Source organism: Aporhodopirellula sallentina SM41 (genome assembly GCF_000346505.1).
GTDB lineage: Bacteria > Planctomycetota > Planctomycetia > Pirellulales > Pirellulaceae > Rhodopirellula > Rhodopirellula sallentina.
Genome location: NZ_ANOH01000020.1, coordinates 16,860 through 34,891, shown reverse-complemented (window position 1 = coordinate 34,891; position 18,032 = coordinate 16,860). Strand labels below are relative to the sequence as shown.

The window sequence follows — 18,032 nt, the reverse complement described above, 5'->3', positions numbered from 1 at the left end:
AGATCGTCGGCGTTGGTTACCTCGCCTCGGTGAGTGGTGACACACTCCAGTTGCGAGTCGGTTTTGCAAACGAACTGCACAAGAAGATTCCGGCGGACCTGACGGTGACATGCCCCGACCAAACACATGTGGTCGTTCAAGGCTGCGACAAGCAGAAGGTCGGTCAATTTGCTGCCGACGTTCGTTCGCTGCGGAAACCTGAACCTTACAAAGGCAAGGGCGTTCGTTACCAAGGCGAACACGTTAAGATCAAGCCTGGTAAGTCGGCTACGAAATAATCATCCCAACATCACTTGGGAATGGACGGCTTTGCGAGTCCACTCCCCGAACGGTTTACTGTCATGGATAAAAACAAGAAAATTCGGTCGAAGCGTCTTCGACGTCGTCGTCACGTCCGCAACAAACTGCGCGGTGACGCGACCCAGCCACGCCTATGCATCCATCGCTCGCTGAAGCACTTCGCCTGTCAGGTGATCGACGACGAGCAAGGCAAGACTCTGGTCAGCGCGAGCACCCGTGACAAGAGCATTCGGGATCAAGTGAAGCAGGGCGGAAACTGCGACGCAGCAGCCTTGGTTGGCAAGTTGGTGGCTGAGCGGGCAAACGAAGCCGGCATCAAGTTGGCCCAACTCGATCGTGGTCACAACAAGTACCACGGACGCGTCAAAGCGTTTGCAGATGCCGCTCGTGAAGCCGGCCTGCAATTCTAGGTAAATACCTTTTTCGAACACATTACAATCGCAGTGGCTTAACCGAGTGTCCTCTGCAGCCCTTTCAGCAGACAAATTGCACAAATGAGTAATTCACGCAGCAACAGCCGACGTAACAAGAACGAAGAACCTGGTTTGCCCAGTGACTTGGTCGATCGCGTTGTCAAAATCAAGCGTTGTGCCGCCGTTGTGAAGGGCGGTCGTCGATTCAGCTTTGCCGCAATGGTGGTGGTTGGAAACGGCAACGGACAAGTCGGTTGGGGATACGGAAAAGCCAACGAAGTCCCACCGAGCGTTCAGAAAGCCACCAAGCAGGCTTCCCGTAGCATGATCAACGTGCCGTTGGTCGAAGGTTCGATTCCTCACCAAGTTTGGGGCCACTTCGGTGCGGCTAAGGTTGTTTTGATCCCAGCCGGGGCTGGTACCGGTATCATCGCCGGTCAGGCGGTTCGTGCAGTGTGCGAAGCATGCGGTATTCACGACATTTTGACCAAGTCGTACGGGACCAATAACCCCGTCACTCTGGTCAAAGCAACACTCGATGCGATGAGCAAGCTGCGAACTCGCGAGCAAATCGCCGCCCTGCGTGGAATCGAGCCGGAAGAGCTCATCGAAGCCTAATCGGCGACCACGCCCAATCGTCCAATTTTGAACACCACATGAAGGATTGCGATCGAATCTTGTTTCTGATCGGTGCATTCTTCCCAAAGTAGATCTTTACTATGCAACTCAACGACGTTCATCGCGGAATTACGAAGCACCGCAAACGCAAGCGAATTGGTCGGGGTCCTGGTAGCGGAACGGGAAAAACCTCCGGTCGCGGACACAAGGGACACAAGAGCCGTAGCGGTTACAGCCGGAAGCCAAACTTCCAGGGTGGAGCCATGCCGATGTTCCGCCGCGTTCCCAAACGTGGTTTTAATAACAAATGGTCCGTCACTGTGTTCGCAGTGAACGTGAGCCGACTTAACGACGCCTTCAACGATGGCGACACCGTTACGTTGCAAACTTTGGCGGATAAGAACCTCGCCAAAGGAACCTTCGACGAAGTGAAGATTCTCGGCGATGGCGAAATCTCCAAGAAGCTCACCGTGCAGGCTCACCGATTCAGCAAGTCGGCCGAAGAAAAGATCACCGCTGCTGGCGGAACGATCGAGAAGATCGCTGCGAAACGCACTCCCGATGAGCGTGTTGCGGTTCTGAAAGAAGCCAACGCCTAAGGCGTTGGCCTCCGATCGCAGAAGGACACGCGTCGTTTCCGGATCGATCGAAAAGACGGTCGTCCGTGACGCGGCGGAATGAACGGTGAGCAGGCGACTTCGTCGTCTGTGTCGCCGAACTGGCTCGAGCGTTCGGGCCCGGATGTGGGGCGAAGGACCGGCGGCATTGGGTCGGATAGCGTCGGATGCCTACTCTCGTGATGAGGGTGTGCCGGGGGGCTCGAAGGCATGGTGAACTTGGCATGCCATTGCTAGATGATCAGCGACGTAGCCTAGAGAACGTTCGTGGTCGCGACTCTCTAAAGCCTTGGTGTGGTGGTAGTTTCGCTCAAACTGTTTATAAATCACTCTCGTGGTGAGGCTCCGGGATCGCTAGACTGCCCGTCTTGCCACCATTGGCCCCACCTTTAACCGATCGACGACGGACAGATCGATGCTGGAAAAGCTCCGAATCATTTTCTCGATTCCTGAACTACGTAAAAAGATTTTCTTGACGATTGGGCTGCTTGCAGTCTACCGGATTGGGTTCCACATCCCATTGCCGATGATCGCCACCAACCTCGAAGATGCCGCCGGCGGAGGCGCCGCAGACTTCTTCGAGAAGGTCAGCGTTTTCGCGGCGAGTGATCTGCGTCAGGCAACGATCTTCGGTCTCGGTATCATGCCGTACATTTCGGCGTCGATTATCTTCCAACTGCTCGGTAGCGTTTATAAGCCGCTCGAAGAGTTGAAGAAGGAAGGCGAAGCCGGTCGTAAGAAGCTCAACGAATACACTCGCTACCTGACCGTCGTCATCTGCCTCGTGCAGAGTTACATGTACCTGAAGTTCATGTTGATGACCGGTGCCGGTGGGCAGAGTAATATCAACCCGTTCTTTATGAACGCGGACCAGCAACTGTATTTCGGATGGCAGATCGTTGCCGTTCTGACGATGACCACGGGGACCGTGTTCCTGATGTGGCTCGGTGAGCAGATCGATGAATACGGAATCGGCAACGGGATCAGTTTGTTGATCATGGCCGGGATTCTCGCTCAGATGCCAAAGGCGTTGTACGAACTCGTTCTCGGAATGAAACCTGAACTGACCGGTTTGGCGAAAGGACAGGTCGGCATCGAGACGCTGATCATCCTGGTGGTCTTGTTCGTGGTCGTTGTCTTTGGTGTTGTGTTCATCACTCTCGGCCAACGAAAGATCCCGACTCAATCGGCCAAGTTCACTCGCGGACGCCGCGTTTATGGTGGGACGCGTCAGCACCTGCCGCTGCGGATCAATCAAGCCGGCGTGATGCCGATTATTTTCGCTAGCAGTTTGTTGATGATCCCTGGCGTGTTCTTCGGATTCCTTGCTGGGCAGTTTGATTCCTCGGGACCGCTTTTCCGCGGTTTGAATTTGATCAGCCTCACGATGGGCGATCAGACGTCTTACTTCTTCAACTTGCTCTACGTCGCACTGATCTTCTTCTTCTGCTACTTTTGGACGGCGATCACGTTCAATCCAAAAGAGATGAGCGACAACCTGAAGGAAAGCGGCACGTTCATCCCTGGATACCGTCCAGGACGTCGTACCACGGACTATCTCGAGAAGGTGATGGTTCGGATCACGTATGTCGGAGCGGCTTTCTTGGGGTTGATCGCGATCGTGCCAACGATTGTCTACGGTTCGCTCGGCGTTCCATACTCGATCGCCGGATTCTACGGCGGTACGGGACTGCTGATCGCTGTGAGTGTTGCGTTTGACTTGGTGCAGAAAATCGACAGTCACTTGGTGATGCGTAATTACCGTGGATTGCTCGAAGGAGCCGGCGGTGGAACCGCACCAGTGGTCTAAGGGCTGTTCTGCTGGCTAGTTTGCATCGCTGTTTCGTTTGACGCGACGGCGTGCTTTCGGAACCGGGAGTCGCCCTGAGCTGTGCCCGGATTTCGGGTTCAACGCTCGATCTCGCTTCCGCATCCGTCCCTGTCATCGTTCGTTCAGCGGTTTAGATCAGTGAAGATCGTCTTTATCGGTCCGCCGGGTGCTGGAAAAGGGACACAGTGTGGTTTGTTGAGTGAGTGGCTCGGCGTGCCGCACATCAGTACTGGCGAGATGTTGCGTTCGCTCGATTCCGAAACGGGCGGCGCGATCCATCTACGTATTGACCGCGGTCATTTCGCGCCGGACGACTTTATTCTCAAAATGGTGGCGGACCGCTTGTCGGAGGAGGATTGTCGACGCGGTTATCTGCTCGACGGGTTTCCTCGCACTTTGGTGCAAGCGAAAGCTTTTGACCACAGTATGGAGCGGTCAACGGAGCAACTCGATCACGTTGTGCATTTGATCGTGGGTGCGGACGAATTGGTGCAGCGTCTTGCGCAGAGGTCACTGACCGGGACGCGGTCGGACGATTCGGCACAGTTCATCCAAGAACGGTTTCGGATCTACGAAGAGCGAACTGCGCCGCTGTTGGAGTACTACGGCGAACGGGGGCTCGTGCGAGAGGTTGATGCGAGTTCGTCGCCGGAAGTTGTGTTTGAGCGGATTCGCGTATCAATTGGAGCCGACCGGTAGTCGCCGTCGCTGGTCTCGAACGAATCGGAAACCAGCGACCAGGAATGGTTACGCGTGAAGCGTTACTTCGAGGCGTTTGCTTTATCGACGAATTTGTAGATGCGCCCACCGCCCATCATGGTGCTCATCAGAGCTTCACCAGATTCGGTTTCGCCGAAGGTAAACACCGGGAGTTGCTGCCACGCGATCGGGCGGTTCTCAAGAACCTTTTTGGTATCGGGATCGACCTTCATCGCCCACAGTCGACCGCTAACGTAATCGCCGTAGAGGTAGTATCCGTCCAAGGTCGGCGTCTGAGTACCGCGATAGACGAGTCCACCGGTGACTGATTTGCCCCAATCATCGGTGTGAGGATACTCCACCAACGGTTCGATCAAACGATCATTCGGTCCGGAACCTTTTCCGCCACCCTTGGTGAAGCGGTGGGCTCCTTCGCGGAGGCTCCAACCGTAGTTGCCACCTTTGTGGATGATGTTGATTTCTTCCCAGTCATTTTGGCCCACGTCTGCGGCCCATAGCTCGTCGGTTTTAGGGTCGAACGCCATCCGCCAGATGTTGCGAATACCCCAGGCGTAAATCTCTGGCCATACGTTGGAACGTCCGACGAGAGGGTTGTCTTTCGGGATCGCGTAAGGCAGGTCACCATCGCGGGAGTTCACGTCAATTCGCAGAACGGATCCAAGGACTTTGCTCATGTCTTGAGCGGACTTCAGCGGATCGTTTGCTTTGCCGCCGTCCCCGAGTGCGATGTAGAGGTAGCCATCGGGACCGAACGTGACGGTGCCGCCGTTGTGGTTCCAGAACGGTTGTTGGATCTGCATCAGGATGCGTTCGCTCATAGGGTCACCCATTCGATTTTGGGAGCCGTCGGATGTGCGAAACTCACTGAGCACCGAAACGTGGGGGCGGGCGGATGATGTGTAGTACACGTACATCAAACCGTTTTCACGAAAGTCGGGGTGGAACGTCAGGCCGAGGAAGCCTTCTTCGTTCTCGCGATCCTTGTAGATCACGCGGTCGCTCAGGTCGAGAAACAGGTTCGGTTCTTCGACCTGCGTGTCGGCTTCATCGATGAAATAGATTTCACCTGTTTGGCTGGCGATAAACAGCCGTCCGCTACCATCGCCTGCACCGGTCATGATGATCGGGCGGCTGACGCGAAGGTTGGGGTAGGCTTCCACGACCTCGATCGACATTGGGTCGGTGTTCAGGTGAGCAGGTGGTTGCGCGAGGTTGACGGTTTGAATGGACGGGTGTTTATCTTCGGTGCGAACGTTGCTGTTCGGTGCCACCATAAACACGACAGACAGCACCGTGATACAGGTGATCACTGTGTGTTGCACTGGGGTAACAAAATGGGTGTGATTAGCTGTTTTCATGCGAAATTTGAAAGGGTTTAGGAGCTTAGAGACGCGGGATCATAAAATATTCTAACTGACTGAGACATTTACATGCGCAGGGCGGCGGTAAGCCGAAATCAATTCCGCGTACTTGAAACTGAGGCATTATTCCTTCTTATCGAGAGAGCACCCATCGCCATGTCACTCACGCAATCTGAATCGCAAAACCGTACCGGTTTATCCGAAGTTAGTTTCCAAGACTTTCAGCTCGAGCAGTTTGTCGATGAACTCGGTCAAAACGCTCGATTGCGTGCCAGCCATGACGTTTGGCCCGCGACGACCTGGGAGCAATGCATGCAAGCGGGCGTGCCTCGGTGGTTCGCGCCGGCTTCAAAAGGCGACACGGTGATTGGCGGTTGGGATTGGTCTCCGGCAGAGCGTTTGAAGGGCCTAATGGGAATCGCGTCGGCAGATCTAACGACTGCGTTCGTACTGACTCAGTTTGTTGCCGCGATCAGTCGAATGGTGAACAGTGACAACACTTTACTGCATGAGCAAGTGTTGCCGGAGCTGATGACCGGGGACCAATTCGCCACGGTGGGAATCAGTCACCTAGCGACAAGCCGACAGCATCTGGCTCGACCGGTCCTCCGAGCCGAGCCGGTCCAGGGCGGTTGGAATGGCAAATTGGATTCTTACATCCTCAACGGGGTCGCGCCCTGGGTGACCGGTGTGAGCGTGGCAGACGTGGTGGTTGTCGGGGCGGTTTGTGACGACGGGCGAGAGATGATTTTCGCCGTGCCCGTGGATCTGCCTGGAATCGAGTATGGCGACGGGGCTCCATTGGTCGCATTGTCGGGCAGTGGCACCGACCAGTTGGAATTCAACCAAGTCACGATTGGCAGTGAATGGATCGTTTCGGGACCGAGTGAGCCGGCACACCGCTCGCAATCAAACGGGAAGCCTTCCACGGGAACCGGATCGTTGCAAACATCGGCGCTAGCGATCGGGTTGTCGCGTTCAGCGATCGGATACCTGCGGTCAAATTGTGATGAACGACCGAATTTGTTGGGACCTACTGATGCGTTCGAAACCGAGTTGCGGCAGCTAGAAGGTCATGTGTTGGCAGCGGCCGACGGAACGGCGTCCGAAGACGTTATGCAGATCCGGAACGCTGCGAATGATCTCGTGATCCGTTCAACCCAGGCGGCATTGGTGGCGGCCAAAGGAGCCGGGTACGTTCACCAGCATCATGTTGGACGTTGGTGCCGCGAGGCGTTATTCTTTTTGGTTTGGTCATGTCCTCAAGAACTGACAATGTCGCGAGTCTGTGAACTCTCCGGAATGGCTTCATGAGTTTAACTTGTCCATCGAGCGTCCAGTGGATTCAAACCGAGTGGGAGAGTCCGGTAGGCGGGTTGAGGATCAGTGTGATCATAGACCCGAGCGGCGACGTCCGATGTGCAGGTTTGTATTTTCGCGAGCATCACCCGGTTCCGGCTCAGTGGCGAGTCGACGTCGATCGGGTTGATTGGCAGGACTGTGAGTCGACCAAGAGTCTCGTCGAGGAGTTGCAGTCTTACTTTGCCGGTGGTCAACGCGTGTTTGAGACTCGGTGTTCTTTCACCGGAACCGAGTTTCAGAACAACGTATGGCGAGCGTTGCAAGCAATCCCGTTCGGCCAAACGCGAACCTACAGCGAGATCGCTGAGATAGTCGGGCGACCGGGTTCGGTTCGGGCCGTGGGAACAGCGATCGGTCGAAACCCGATCTCAATCATCGTGCCGTGTCACCGAGTGGTGGCCCGCAGTGGGGTGTTGGCAGGCTTTGCCGGGGGCCTCGAACGCAAGCGTTTTTTGCTGGACCATGAGGCGACGGTGAGCGGACAGGCTCGTTTATTCTTTTGACGATCGCATCGCGCCAACGAGTCCGCTGCGAATCCAGCCCTTCGCAAACTTTCGGCGGGCGTCTTTCGAGCGAGGATTCCGCACGTCGTTCGCGCAGTCGTTGAGCCGGCTAAGAGATGTCTCGACCGATCCGGCGTTGTAGCCACCGGCGGGCCGAAGCGGTGGGACCGGATGAAACGCCCAGCGTTGATTTTGATTTCCCGACGGAGTGTTCGATAATCCGTTGGCGCGTTTTTACGAGAGCACGATCGCACTTGGGGCAGGTCGCCGGCGGGGTGGAGACTCGGACGTCTGCGCAGTGGGGGCAATAGTGCTCGATCGTCGGACGGCGGGCCGCCTCGAACAGTCCACCCACTTCGCCAGCAGCAAACCACGGCGAGTCATCTTTTCGGACCATGGTTTCCGCAAGGACGTCTCCGTCACGAACTAACGAAAGTAACTCGGCCGGTTTCAGAGGGCCGAGTTCTTCGTGTTCTCGTTGGACGTACCAGTCGGTCATCGGGCTCGAATCAGTTGAAGAGGGTTTAAATCGATTCAATATGGAGACTACGGCGACGCCGTTCGGTTCGGCGAACGTCGTCGATCAAGCCGGACACCTCGCTGACCTTGTCAATACCAACGAGTCGCAGTTCCGGGTCAGAGCGGTCCGAACTCGTGATGTTGATGTTTCCAACACCGAAAAGCCTTTGAACCGGCCCCTGCTCGTAGCTGACGTCGTCGATGTCGATGACCTCGATCCTGTCGGTGCGTCGAGTGAGTAATCCCGTTTTATGGATGAAACGTTGGCTGGTCAATTCGTAGTGAAATCCTAAACGCATCCGCGCGTAGTTTGCACCGACGAGCAGCCACAGAATTACAATAATAGCCAACGCGATGGAAAAGGACAGTTGGGGGATCATGAAGGCCCCAACCAGCAGGCCGATGGAAATTGCTATCAATGCGATCCACCATCCCACCATCGCTTTTGGGCTGTATCCGCCGTTCCAGAGGGATTCTTCCGGTTCGTGATCGTCGAGAGATTCACGACGGGTGGCGACCTCCTGTTCGAACCGGTCTCGCGGCGACATGGGTCGTGTCGCCGGGCTTGGTTGGGATTCGCCTGCCGGGTTGGGTTGAGGAGCCGACGAGTCGGTTACCGGGGAGGATTCCGCGGCCGGACGTGGGTTTTCCGCGGAGGTTGCGTCGGGTTGCTCAGATTCGCTCATGGTTAATTGCTTAGTCGTCGGGAAGATCGAAGGCGCTGGGCAGGCTATCGCGAGGGGCGTTTTACCGCGACAGCAGTCTATCGCGATCGGCGGTCCGCTTGTGACCGGCGCGGCGATCATGACTGGCCGACCGCGATTATTTGTGTCATCGCGTTGGGCGTCGTCGCAGAGCCAAGAATCGAATTGTCACAGGGAACGCATCGGTTGCCATGGGGTAATATGGCTCGATGGAATATAACACAGGGCTCAGAATCTCGTGAGAGTCACCATTTTTCTCGCGAACTTTCGTCCCCAACCGCTTTCTCGATTTAGATCTGCGATATGCGTTGTCCGTTTTGTCATTCCGATAACGACAAAGTGCTCGATTCCCGGTCGGCTCAGGCCGGCTACCGGGTGCGTCGCAAACGTGTTTGTCAGGAGTGTGGGCGTCGTTTCGTGACCATGGAGCATATCGAGGCATTGAACGTCCGCGTCGTCAAAAGCGATGAAACGCGGGAACCGTTTGATCGCGAGAAGATCCGGCGCGGGATCGAACGCGCGTGCTCCAAACGGTCTGTCGCGAGCGATACGATCGAGGCGACCGTACAGAGCATCGAGGCGGCAATCTATGCGGAGTTCGATTTCGAGATTCCCGCCGAGAAAATCGGCGAGGTGGTGCTGCGATTTCTCGCGAATGTCGACGAAGTGGCTTACATTCGATTTGCGAGTGTTTATCGTGAATTTTCGGACGCGAAGGATTTTCTGAGAATCATTTCGGTGTTGGACAAAAGTCGCGAGGAGTTCAAAGATGCCGTCCCGACGCAGAAAGGCCCGGTCGCAATGAACGAAACCGCGGCAAAGCGAAAGTCGCGTGCGACGTTGGAACAGGCAAACGCGGGAGACTCCAAAATCAAGAAGTCCTACCAACGCGATAAACCGACCAAGTTGAAGAAACCACGTGCCGCCGGGGAACGTTCATGAAACGCACACCGCTGGCCTGGAAGAACCTCGTCCATCAACCGAGACGACTTTTCTTGGCGACAGCCGGGGTCGGTTTCGCCGCCGTATTGATGTTTACCCAATACGGTTTCCGAAACGCGTTGCTGGACAGTCCGATTCAACTGATTGAGTTGATGGAATGTGATTTGGTTGCTATCAGCCCGGCGAGATACATGTTGCCGGTGGACCAGCGTTTTCCTCGTGACCTGTTGCGACGGGCGCGGTCGGTTCCGGGCGTGAGCGATGTCGAACCGTTGTTAATCGAATTGTGGTTGGCGCAGGTGCGGGTCAAGGGACAGAAGGTTCGCCCGATCCGCGTGGTTTCGGTTCCCGAACCCGGATGGCTCAATGTCACAGGGTTGAGCGAGCAACGGCATAAACTGCAGCCGCCAGGCGCGACGCTGATTGATCGGAAAACGCGCAGCGAGTATGGCTTCGCAAGCGACGATGAAGAACTCGCGTCACAGGTTATTGAGTTGGCGGGGAAACGTATCCGTGTCGTCGGGCGTGTCACGATCGGAACCGATTTCGCTAACGAAGGCACCCTGATGGTGCAGGAGCGTGAGTTTGCCGAGTACTTCCCGATTCGCGGAAACGGGAACCCGTTGGAGGTCGTCGATGTGGGCATGATCCGCATCGAAGAAGGAGCCGATCCGAAAGCGGTCGCGGCCCGACTCTCCGATTTGGGGCCTGATATCTGGCGGGTGCTCACGCGAGAGGAATTGCAGCGACAAGAGATTGATTTTTGGCAGGGGCAGACTCCGGTCGGGAAAATTTTCTTCATCGGAACCGTGATGGGTTTCGTCGTTGGAGTCATCATTTGCTATCAGATTCTGTTTACCAGTCTTCAGGACGCGATGCCGGAGTTTGCAACTCTTAAGGCGATGGGATATCCGAACTGGTATTTCATTAAGCTGGTCGTGCAGCAGTCCATCTATTTGTCATTGTTTGGCTTCATTCCTGCGGTGTTGGTGACGTGGGGTTTATTTTGGGGCCTGGAATCTTTTTCTGGTTTGCCGATGCGTCTTACAATTCCTCGCGGATTGCTAGTCCTCGGACTCACCACGTCGATGTGTTTGATCAGTGGCCTGTTGGCACTTCGGAAACTGCTTCGCGCCGATCCCGCGAGTCTGTTTTGAGTGGGTCTGTTTTGGCAGCAACTCGGACCGCGGCCTGCCAAATCGAACACGCCGGAAAACCGACCGGGGGTCAGGTTTAATGGCCAAAGTACACGTACAATCAAGACATTATCGTTGTGAAACGTAAATCATTGTTCAAAGGCATTGATGTGAGAAGTTCTTTGATTTCGGCCGTCGCCATGCGTCTGAGTTCGTTCGTGATTCTGTTGGTGATCACGCATGGGGTCGGTGTGCAAAACTGCACTGCCCAGGGTTTGTTTCGTGCGACGATTGACGTGGGGGCGGCGGAATTGTTGCCGCCTCCCCGTAGCGTGCGTCAGCAAATTCGCGAAGCAAAGGAGGCTCTCGCGGAGGAACGTTACAGCGACGCGGTCGTTCGATTGGGAGACATCATGCGGAGGGTTTCCCGCGATGAGTTTTCAGAATCGACGCAAGATTACTTCTTAAATCCGGATCGATCTGTCGATCCGTCAGGCCGGAGATCGACGCAGCAGCAGATTGAGCGATTGCTCGACGAAGAGGATATCTCGCAAGACGACATGGATGAGGATGGGCCGGTATCGGTGTTCCGTCAGGTTCGTCAGATCATCGGCAGTTTGCCGGACCGCGCTTTCGAGATTTATGAACTTCGTTACGGACCTCTCGCCGCAAAGATTCTTCAAGAAGCACAGGCGAACAAAGATTGGGAAGCGGTTGAGCAGGTTCGCCGGGAGTTCTTTCACACCGAGGCCGGCTATCGAGCGTCGTACTTGCTCGCGATGCGAGAGTGGTTGTTGGGGAATCCATTGGCAGTGTCTTTGTTGCTCGACGATGTTGTGGGATTGCCCCGAGCGATTGAAACGATCGGTGATGAGTTGATTTGGATGCACGCGGGATCGTGTGTGCTCTCGGAACGTCCGCTTCCTATACCGGATCAGTTTCCGAATGGCGTAACGAACGCGGTGGGTTGGAAAACAGCGGTGCGCGAACGTTTTGCATCCATGGCGTTTGAAACTCAGGGGGACGCGAAGGACTATGCCTTTCTCGGTGGCCGGCCCAATCGGAGTGGAAACTCTGACGGGCAGATGCCGCTGAGTAACCCGCGATGGGTTGTTGAATCGTCGGGAAGCCCTCGGCAGGAACGCATGCTCGAAGCCGAGACGGCGCAATTGAAGGCGACCAGCCAGTTGCCTCCTCCATCGTGGATGCCGCTTCGTGTGGGTGACCAATTGCTAATGCGAACGACCGAACGACTGCTCGGGGTGGACTACAAAACCGGGAAACGGGTTTGGCAGTACCCTTGGTTCGCGCCTCCCGAAGCGATCAGTTCGGCGGATGAAGACGCGATCGATCGTCGTGGTGAAGAAGACCCAAAAGAAATCTTGGTGCAGCGGGTATGGAACGACGTGCCCTACGGACAGATCTCGAGCGACGGCGAACGCGTTTACATGATCAACGACCTTCACTTGGTCGAGGTGGAGCGGTTCAACCCGTTCGGCATGCGTGGAATGAGTTCGGTGAAGGCCAGCAAGAACACGTTGGTCGCGTTGGATCTCGCGACGGAAGGGAAACTGCTGTGGCGGCTCGGGTCCAACGAGACATCTCCGACACGCTTCTCAGAAGCGTTCTTTTTAGGGCCGCCGTTGCCGTTTCGCGGTCGACTGTACGTGATGGCTGAAATCTCCGGTGAGATTGTTTTGGTTTGTTTGAACTCGCAGGACGGTAGTGAAGTTTGGCGGCAGGTTTTGGTTTCGATTGAATCGAGCGGGATCACCACCGATCCGGTCCGACGCGTTGCCGGGGCCATGCCTACTTATCATGAAGGTTTGTTGATCTGTCCCACGGGGGCGGCGGTAACTGTTGCGGTTGATCTCGTTGACCGCACGTTGAGATGGGCGAAACGCCATCCACGCAACGCGAACTTTGCCCGCAATGCTCTTCGACAACCGTCGGATGTCTCGATGAACCAACTGAGTCAACGGTGGATGACTTCGGTGGCGATCGGCCACGGAACGAACGTGGCACTCACGCCGGTCGAGTCTGACCGTTTGATCGTTGCGGATGTCGTCAGCGGTGAAGACCGGTTTCGGCCGCAACCACGCGGGAAGAATTTCTATCTTGCTGGGATTCGAGACAACCGGTACATCATTGTTCGTGCCGATCGGGTGATGGCCTACGACCTCAACACGGGCTCGGAGGTGTGGGCGACGCCGAGCGATATGATGAGTCCCGGCCAACGGGTATCCGGTCGCGGAGTGTTCGGTGAATCGAGCTACTATCTGCCAACAACGAACGACGAGTTGATCGAAATCGGATTGGCGTCAGGACGCGTGCTTTCTCGTCGCATTGTTCGTTATCCGTTGGGGAACCTGATCGCGGTAGACGGCGAAATTATCTCTCAAGCGACCACGACGACTGCGGTCGCCTACGGAGAGGATTCCTTGCGACCTCAGGTCGACCGTATTTTGACGGAAGATCCCGACGACCTCGTCGCACTCGTCCACAAGGCTCAGTTGTTGCTGGAAGAGGATCAACGTGGTGAAGCGTTGGCACTCCTGCAAAAGGCTCGCAGCATCGATCCGGATAATGACGACGTGATCTCGCTGTCTGTGGAAGCGATGTTAGGAAGTCTTCGGGAACAGCATGAAATTTCGCAAGAGGAATTGGATACGCTGCGCCGGTTGATTGATCGGCCTGAGCAACAGGCCGAGTTGCTCGTTCTGCAAATTCTTCGGCAGTTAAGCCCCGATGACGAGAACGATTCGGAAGGAACACCATCGTCGAACGAATTAACAAACGCGTTCGATTTATTGCTCGAGTTGTCTGCGTTGATGATCGAACGCCCTAACGTGGCGAGCCAGCAGGCCATGATTTTTCCTAGTCAATCCAGGCAATTCACGTTGTCAGCTTGGCTAACCGCTCGGGTCGCCGAAGTGGTTGCGGCGGCGGATGATGCCACCCAGGCGTCACTGGCGGAGAAATTCGAAGCTCATCTTACAAATCGCATTCGACCCAACCGGATGACTTTGGGCCAAATCGTCGAACATTTTGCTCCGTTGGGCGATGCTGTCGAATCGTCCCAAGAAAGCCTGTTGAAACAATACCAAGGGCAGGGTGACGCTCTGGCAACGGAACGATTGACATGGGGCGTTCGCATGCCATCGGATGAAACTACGGCGTCTTTGGATGTCACGAGTCTCTGTGTGCTCGCCCAGGTCTACAGCGCGGCGGGGTGGAATCAAGATCGACGCAGAGTCGGTGAAGTGCTGCAGGCTAGAATCCAAGAACCTGACGCTACACCGGAGATGATCGAACGGATCGCATCGACGCTGGACGAGTATCAAGTGCTCGGCGTTGGCCGCATTCCTCCAGAATCATGGCCGCGTCAGGTTGATTTGCAGTGGCAGTCGACACGTCTTCCGCAAACTCAGGCGTTGATTTCCGATCGACGTTATGCACGGACGACCCGTTTGATGGGACGACAGTTGTTGGGCTGGCAGGCGATCAGTGACAACAACCCTCTCGCTCTGTTGGATCATGATGGGATCTCACGTCCGATCGTGGTCGAGGGACTTACCAACCGCAATTCGAGCGACAAAGAAGTGACCCTCAGCGGCGGGTTGATGCTCGTCCTGACACCTTCGGAATTGATCGCCATCGATCTGTTCCGAGTCTTCGCCGGTGGCGTCAATGAAATCGTGCGGTGGCGACAAAGTCTGCATCCCGATGGACAACCGGTTGCGAAGCGGCGCAGCGAAACATCGAAGTTTGGTGATCAGGTCTATCGTTATGTTTCAAACTCGCCGACCGCAAATGCGGATGACGCGCAGTTGCGACTCGGGCCCGTACTCGGCGATCGATTGTTCTTGCTGCAGGGCGAAGACCTCATTTGCTACCACAGCGTGACGGGGGAGCAACTCTGGCGAAGCAACATCGGTTTGGCTGGCAGTGGAGTCGTTGCAGGTGATGGCCGTGTTGGCGTGCTCAGCGAACGGGCTGATCAGATCGCGTATTTCGACACGTATGATGGCGGGCATATCGAATCAAAGTCTTTGGTGATCGATTCCATGTTGGCGACGCTCGGCAGGCACGCGCTTCTGGTTTCAGACTATAACGATCGCGACGGCCAAGTCGAATTGTATGACCCGCATACCGTCGAGATTGTTGACTGCATTTCGATGCAACGGGTTCGTAAACGGCTTGCGTCACCGGTGAACCTGACCGATCAAGAACGCTCTGCTTCCTATGGCGAGATGGTTGACGGGAGATACTTCGTGCTCCTCGATAACTCGGGTCGAACGACCATTTGGGACGTTTTCACCGGACGAGAGCTCGCCGAGGTTTCCGTGCCCGTGAGGCCGAATCTCTTTGGACTTTCGGTCGTTCAAGTGAAAGACCGGTTTCTGTTGATGCCTCGATGCCGATTGCCTCAACAGAGCGATAGCACAACGAGCACCGTAACCGTCGCGAGTGGGTTGTCTGTCCAGGGGGCCACCAGCGTTCACTGCATCGAATGGCAAGAAGAGGAGATCAATGCGAGCGAAACGGAAAATCAACCAGTCAGCGATGCAAGCGAAGACGACCCTGAAGACACCGACGGTGACGAACAACAGCAGGACGCGTCGCAGTCCGAATCTGTCGAAAGTTCGAACCCGGCAGCACGTTTGGCGTGGTCTGTCTCCTTCGAACAAGCACGCGGCGTGACGACCTATCAACCGTGGTTGACCCCAATGTTGATGTTGGTTCGTGGGCATTCGCATTTCCAGAGTCAGGGCGGTGCGTCACGGCAGCGAGAACTTGATGTTTGGGGACTCGATATCGATGACGGCCACGTCCTTCACGAACTGTTGGGCAAGAACATTGGCAGTCGCAACAATCGTATCGAAACCCATGTCCGTCTCCTGCCTCATCGTGATCAAATCATCGCGACGATTCAGAGTGAGTTATTGACCTACACGTTCTCGGACACTTTGAAAATAGACGACGAAGCTGAGTCGCCGTGACGCGAACGGTCAACACGATCGTTTTCGAAGAACACAGTGAGGTTCTTCCGTATTGGTTCGAGAAAGGCGTCAAGAATGCGGTCGTTGTCTGCTTTGATGCTCATTTGGACGTGCAACGAATCACGGCGTCGCGTTTGAAACGACTCGTTGCGAGCAAGACCAGTGACGAGCTACGCGCGGAAATGAAGCCGCACCACCTGATGCCTGATTGGGATGCGGTCGCTTCGCGGAGTTACAGTTTCGGGATTGAGGACTTCTTTTTCGCGGCAGCGAGGATGGGAGTGGTTCGGAAACTGATTTGGGTCGCTCCGAGTCATGTCCCAATTCATGACATGCAGTCCGCGATCGAGCAATTGCAGCAAACTGATGGTGTCACGATTGAAGATCTCCGCAGTTTCTCCTGGTGCTCGCGGAACTCAGACGCGGTTCGTTGGATTGAAGGTGAGTTGTTAGGTATTGAGTTGACCGTGTGCCACCGAGAGGCGTTGCCGCACGTTGGTTTGCCTTCGAGTTGTCTCGTTGATATCGACCTGGATTATTTCGTCGAATTGCCAAGTGAACAGATCGGTGTGTCTCCGGTGCAGGTCGTGGCAGATTTGATGGAGCTGCCGCTGGAGTTTTCGGAAGTGACGATCTCTCGCTCTGTTGAGAGTGGGTTCACGCCGCTGCGATACTCCACGCTCGATCAAGAGTTGCAACGCGCGTTTGACGAGGCGGTAGGAAAACTGACGAGCGGCGGCGAGAAACAGGCAACCACCACGCACGGTGTCAAAACCCCGTTAAACGACGGGCTGCGTCGTGCCTGTGAATATCCGGCTCGAGGTTTGCCGGTAGCACCCGTCGATGTCCAGGCGTTGCAGCGCGAATTTGAATCGACGAAAGGTTCGATACAAGATCGCGGGTTGTTCTACGCCGCCATTGGAATCTTGTGGTGTCATCTTGGCGATTTGGATTCGGCTCGCGACTGTTATGGTGTCGTTGCTGAAGCGTTCGGCGTCCATCCCGAACTGGCTTTGGAGATAGCACGGTTGCTGATTGAATCGGAATGTTGGTTTGACGCCGGAAACTATCTGCAGGACGCTTTGAATGACGACAAAACGTGTGCCGCGGCCTGCAATTATTTGGGATTGATAGCGGCTGAATCAGCGAGGCAAAACGGCGACGAAACGCAATTGCGAGTCGCCGCAGATTGGTTTGCCAAGGCTCACGAAAGGACACCTGCGTGGCAATCGGTTGTCGAAAATTTGGTGCACGTCCACCGATTGCTCGGTGAGATGGAAACGGCCGATCGTTTCTATGCTTCGTTGCGAGATGTCATTGAGATCAAATCGCGTTTATGTGGTCAAACGAGTGAATAAGGGGACAGCTGTGATGGACGCCGTTGCAATCTATGGTGGATCGTTCGATCCGGTCCACATCGGGCATCTTTGGATTGCGGAATATGCGCTCGAGCAGTTGCCGGTCGGTGAGGTGCGTTGGGTCCCGGCAGCGACGAGCCCATTGAAGGAGTCAGGGACGGTAGCGACCGACGGTCAACGCATCGACATGCTGCGTTTGGTGCTCTCGGGGCAAAACGGACACGTGATTGATACTCGAGAGATCGACCGGAGTGGTGTGAGCTTCACTGTCGATACGCTAGAACAGTTACGCTCAGAACACCCCGATCGCCGGTTGTTCTTGATCATTGGAGCCGACTCGCTGGCGTCGTTTAACCGTTGGAAGGAACCGCAGCGGATTCTCGAACTTTGCACGCTCGCGGTGGTCGCTCGAGGAGGGATGCCGAGTCCGGACTACACGGTCCTCAACGACTTCGCCCCCGCACAAAAAGTTTCAGAGTGCCGCGATGCGGAGATCGACATGCCGCAGATTGAAATCAGTAGCCGAGATCTGCGAGATCGTGTTCTTCATTCACGATCGATTCGGTTCCGTGTGCCACATGCCGTCGAAGCGTTCATCCAACACGAGAGATTGTATCGGTCCGCCGAGCAGTGATCCGTAGTGAA

The 18,032-nt window shown here is 55.6% G+C and carries 15 protein-coding genes and 1 pseudogene; 13 read left to right on the top strand and 3 right to left on the bottom strand.

The features are described from left to right. From RSSM_RS01115 to RSSM_RS01090, 6 genes are all read left to right on the top strand, one after another. Positions 1–278, top strand: a 278-nt coding sequence (locus RSSM_RS01115; RefSeq protein ID WP_044300457.1) for a 50S ribosomal protein L6, incomplete at its 5' end; no start/stop codon positions are given. 63 nt (positions 279–341) lie between these two features. Beyond that, a complete protein-coding gene (gene rplR / locus RSSM_RS01110) occupies positions 342–710 on the top strand; it encodes a 50S ribosomal protein L18 (protein ID WP_044300456.1) in 369 nt (122 codons plus the stop codon). Between the two features lie 84 nt (positions 711–794). After that, positions 795–1,331 carry a 30S ribosomal protein S5 gene (rpsE, locus tag RSSM_RS01105; protein WP_008673561.1) on the top strand — a complete coding sequence of 179 codons (537 nt, stop codon included), beginning with the start codon at positions 795–797 and terminating at the stop codon, positions 1,329–1,331. 101 nt (positions 1,332–1,432) lie between these two features. Then, on the top strand, positions 1,433–1,930 hold the full coding sequence (gene rplO, locus RSSM_RS01100) for a 50S ribosomal protein L15 (RefSeq protein WP_044300455.1): 498 nt from the start codon (positions 1,433–1,435) through the stop codon (positions 1,928–1,930). Between the two features lie 433 nt (positions 1,931–2,363). Next, the gene (gene secY, locus RSSM_RS01095; RefSeq protein WP_008673552.1) at positions 2,364–3,758 is read left to right on the top strand and encodes a preprotein translocase subunit SecY; all 1,395 of its coding nucleotides are present in this window, start codon (positions 2,364–2,366) and stop codon (positions 3,756–3,758) included. A gap of 159 nt (positions 3,759–3,917) precedes the next feature. Further along, positions 3,918–4,478 carry an adenylate kinase gene (locus tag RSSM_RS01090; protein WP_008673550.1) on the top strand — a complete coding sequence of 187 codons (561 nt, stop codon included), beginning with the start codon at positions 3,918–3,920 and terminating at the stop codon, positions 4,476–4,478. Between the two features lie 62 nt (positions 4,479–4,540). Here RSSM_RS01090 and RSSM_RS01085 read toward each other — a convergent pair whose 3' ends face one another. Continuing rightward, positions 4,541–5,773: a PQQ-dependent sugar dehydrogenase gene (locus RSSM_RS01085; RefSeq protein ID WP_085979974.1), complete on the bottom strand. Its 1,233-nt coding sequence runs from the start codon at positions 5,771–5,773 to the stop codon at positions 4,541–4,543. Between the two features lie 243 nt (positions 5,774–6,016). Here RSSM_RS01085 and RSSM_RS01080 point away from each other — a divergent pair, with 243 nt between their 5' ends. Together RSSM_RS01080 and RSSM_RS01075 are read left to right on the top strand one after the other, a co-directional pair. Then, positions 6,017–7,174, top strand: coding sequence for an acyl-CoA dehydrogenase family protein (locus tag RSSM_RS01080; RefSeq protein ID WP_008673546.1), 1,158 nt, complete (start codon positions 6,017–6,019; stop codon positions 7,172–7,174). Further along, complete coding sequence (locus tag RSSM_RS01075) at positions 7,171–7,725, top strand: methylated-DNA--[protein]-cysteine S-methyltransferase (RefSeq protein WP_008673544.1); 555 nt, start codon at positions 7,171–7,173, stop codon at positions 7,723–7,725. The genes RSSM_RS01080 and RSSM_RS01075 overlap by 4 nt, the downstream gene beginning before the upstream one ends. Before the next feature lie 109 nt (positions 7,726–7,834). Here the strand turns inward: RSSM_RS01075 and RSSM_RS01070 are convergent, their stop codons facing one another. Then, complete coding sequence (locus RSSM_RS01070) at positions 7,835–8,224, bottom strand: DUF4339 domain-containing protein (protein ID WP_008673542.1); 390 nt, start codon at positions 8,222–8,224, stop codon at positions 7,835–7,837. 25 nt (positions 8,225–8,249) lie between these two features. Further along, positions 8,250–8,930 (bottom strand): PH domain-containing protein, encoded by a 681-nt coding sequence (locus RSSM_RS01065; protein WP_008673540.1) that lies wholly within the window; start codon positions 8,928–8,930, stop codon positions 8,250–8,252. A gap of 321 nt (positions 8,931–9,251) precedes the next feature. Here RSSM_RS01065 and nrdR point away from each other — a divergent pair. From nrdR to nadD, 5 genes and pseudogenes are all read left to right on the top strand, one after another. Continuing rightward, a pseudogene (gene nrdR / locus RSSM_RS01060) lies at positions 9,252–9,707 on the top strand (transcriptional regulator NrdR); the annotation flags it as partial. Positions 9,708–9,886: 179 nt separating this feature from the next. Beyond that, on the top strand, positions 9,887–11,047 hold the full coding sequence (locus RSSM_RS01055) for an FtsX-like permease family protein (protein WP_008673537.1): 1,161 nt from the start codon (positions 9,887–9,889) through the stop codon (positions 11,045–11,047). 149 nt (positions 11,048–11,196) lie between these two features. Continuing rightward, positions 11,197–16,029 carry an outer membrane protein assembly factor BamB family protein gene (locus RSSM_RS01050; protein WP_236620863.1) on the top strand — a complete coding sequence of 1,611 codons (4,833 nt, stop codon included), beginning with the start codon at positions 11,197–11,199 and terminating at the stop codon, positions 16,027–16,029. Beyond that, a complete protein-coding gene (locus RSSM_RS01045) occupies positions 16,026–17,387 on the top strand; it encodes a hypothetical protein (RefSeq protein ID WP_008673533.1) in 1,362 nt (453 codons plus the stop codon). The genes RSSM_RS01050 and RSSM_RS01045 overlap by 4 nt, the downstream gene beginning before the upstream one ends. Beyond that, entirely contained in the window at positions 17,341–18,021 is a 681-nt protein-coding gene (gene nadD / locus RSSM_RS01040) for a nicotinate-nucleotide adenylyltransferase (protein WP_236620862.1), read from the top strand. Before RSSM_RS01045 ends, nadD begins: the two co-directional genes overlap by 47 nt. The last annotated feature ends 11 nt before the right edge of the window (positions 18,022–18,032 follow it).

What these genes read in the sequence shown, in the direction of transcription:
- rplR (WP_044300456.1), top strand. Translation starts at nt 342, where the DNA reads ATGGATAAAAACAAGAAAATTCGGTCGAAGCGTCTTCGACGTCGTCGT.
- rpsE (WP_008673561.1), top strand. Translation starts at nt 795, where the DNA reads ATGAGTAATTCACGCAGCAACAGCCGACGTAACAAGAACGAAGAACCT.
- rplO (WP_044300455.1), top strand. Translation starts at nt 1,433, where the DNA reads ATGCAACTCAACGACGTTCATCGCGGAATTACGAAGCACCGCAAACGC.
- secY (WP_008673552.1), top strand. Translation starts at nt 2,364, where the DNA reads ATGCTGGAAAAGCTCCGAATCATTTTCTCGATTCCTGAACTACGTAAA.
- RSSM_RS01085 (WP_085979974.1), bottom strand. Translation starts at nt 5,773, where the DNA reads ATGGTGGCACCGAACAGCAACGTTCGCACCGAAGATAAACACCCGTCC.
- RSSM_RS01080 (WP_008673546.1), top strand. Translation starts at nt 6,017, where the DNA reads ATGTCACTCACGCAATCTGAATCGCAAAACCGTACCGGTTTATCCGAA.
- RSSM_RS01075 (WP_008673544.1), top strand. Translation starts at nt 7,171, where the DNA reads ATGAGTTTAACTTGTCCATCGAGCGTCCAGTGGATTCAAACCGAGTGG.
- RSSM_RS01070 (WP_008673542.1), bottom strand. Translation starts at nt 8,224, where the DNA reads ATGACCGACTGGTACGTCCAACGAGAACACGAAGAACTCGGCCCTCTG.
- RSSM_RS01065 (WP_008673540.1), bottom strand. Translation starts at nt 8,930, where the DNA reads ATGAGCGAATCTGAGCAACCCGACGCAACCTCCGCGGAAAACCCACGT.
- RSSM_RS01055 (WP_008673537.1), top strand. Translation starts at nt 9,887, where the DNA reads ATGAAACGCACACCGCTGGCCTGGAAGAACCTCGTCCATCAACCGAGA.
- nadD (WP_236620862.1), top strand. Translation starts at nt 17,341, where the DNA reads ATGTCATTGAGATCAAATCGCGTTTATGTGGTCAAACGAGTGAATAAG.